The following is a 1,649-nucleotide window of genomic DNA, read 5'->3' on the forward strand; positions in this document are numbered from 1 at the left end:
CACATCCATCAACTTAAGGTATATTTTTAAACAAAATGCGGTCTTTCCATATAGTTTTTTATTATCTTTTGTAGATTTTATAAAAGCGGGCATATCAAATAAACCCTGACGGGTTTCAATTTTTTACTATGCTACCTGATGAGTAGAAGTGGTATACTCATAAACAACACCCAAAATATCAAAGACTGTCTTTTTCTCGTATCGATGAGATTTTCGTCCGTTGTGCTGTAGGAGGTTAAACAGACGAAGGAGAACCTTTGATAATTCTTGGGTGTTTTTGTGTAATGCTTGGTAAAAAAGTGAAAAATAATCCTTAATTATGTACATCGCTTTATATTCACTTAGCTCTTTCTGTTTCTTACGTAATAGGAGTTCTCGCATTTTAAACATAGTAGAAGAACATAATAGAATACTAATGAGTTGCCCATAAAGATGACATTCTAATCGCTCTTGTTTAATAGATTTACAACGATGAATTTGAAACCAAGATTTCCATATTTTAAATAACAGCTCAATTTGCCAACGTAATGAATATAAATCATAGATTTTCTCTTTTGGTACCCATTCCGTAGGAATGTTTGTCATATATACCGTAATACCTTGTAAAAGCTTTGTACGCTCTGTATATGTAATTCCTTTTTTCTTTTCACGAATAGCTCGGTCACGTAGGCGTTTCTGTTTTTGCTCCTCGGTACACCTATAAACTACAATACGAGTAGGCAATTTGTCCTTACTCCCTACATATACATCGTGTAATTCATACACTTGGCCAGGTTGTAGCTGTTTCATAATGTCTTCCAAATGAATTTGTATATATACTGGTTTCAATTGAGAGGGTTTTGTTTTAAATACCACTGTTTCGAACTCTTTTCTATATATTTTAGTTGGTAACTTAAGACGAGATAAATAATACCCCTGCTTGTCTTGAATAGACTTAAAGTCTTGTAGACGAAAATATCCTAAGTCACGAATATACAGCTCATTCTTTTGTATCATGCCTGTTCGAGTCGCACCATACGCCTGATCACTTCGTTTTCCTGGTTCAATTTTCACATCAGAAAATTCCCCACTCAACAAGTCATACTCTAGTTGAATTTTCACACCAGCTTTATGACTACATCCTCCGGCACCAGGATAGGTAGATGCGAATCGATCTGGAACCTGAAAGGTTGTAGAATCAAGGATGCGAATGCGCTCAAAGTAGGAAGAAAGAGAATGAGAAATCTTAGATACGCCTCCAATTTTAGCTTGTAGAAGTGTAGTAAATACAGTTCGAAAGAAGGCTACAGAAGCAGAGTTAAATCGCCGATTAAGTCCTTCCGGACTTAATAAAACTCCTGTTGAAGTTTCTAATTGACTACATAGTTGAGTAAGAGAGGTAGTAGCGACTTGTTGATTTAGCCATACACACAAAGATAAGAAATGGTGCCCGTGGCACTTACGTTTTCGTTTCATTCCGCCTGCTTCTATGGCTAATTGATTAAGTGTAGCGGGAGACATATATCGATATAACTCTTCAGCGAATAAAGATAATTCTTGTTTTTGATTCATATTCATAAAAAACACGTCACCCTTTCTCATTAACATAAGAAAATAGTAACGTGCTTTTAACTTCAAAAATAGTCTAAATCCTTAAGTTGATGGATGTG

General features: G+C 35.3%; 1 protein-coding gene. It reads right to left on the reverse strand.

Going from position 1 to position 1,649, the window contains the following annotated elements; genetic code table 11:
- Window positions 1-126: 126 nt before the first annotated feature.
- Window positions 127-1,557, reverse strand: coding sequence for an IS4 family transposase (locus MR168_RS32845; protein ID WP_001056973.1), 1,431 nt, complete (start codon window positions 1,555-1,557; stop codon window positions 127-129).
- Window positions 1,558-1,649 lie beyond the last annotated feature (92 nt).

It is taken from the genome of Bacillus cereus group sp. BfR-BA-01356 (assembly GCF_022663635.1).
In the GTDB taxonomy this organism is placed as follows: Bacteria; Bacillota; Bacilli; order Bacillales; family Bacillaceae_G; genus Bacillus_A; species Bacillus_A cereus.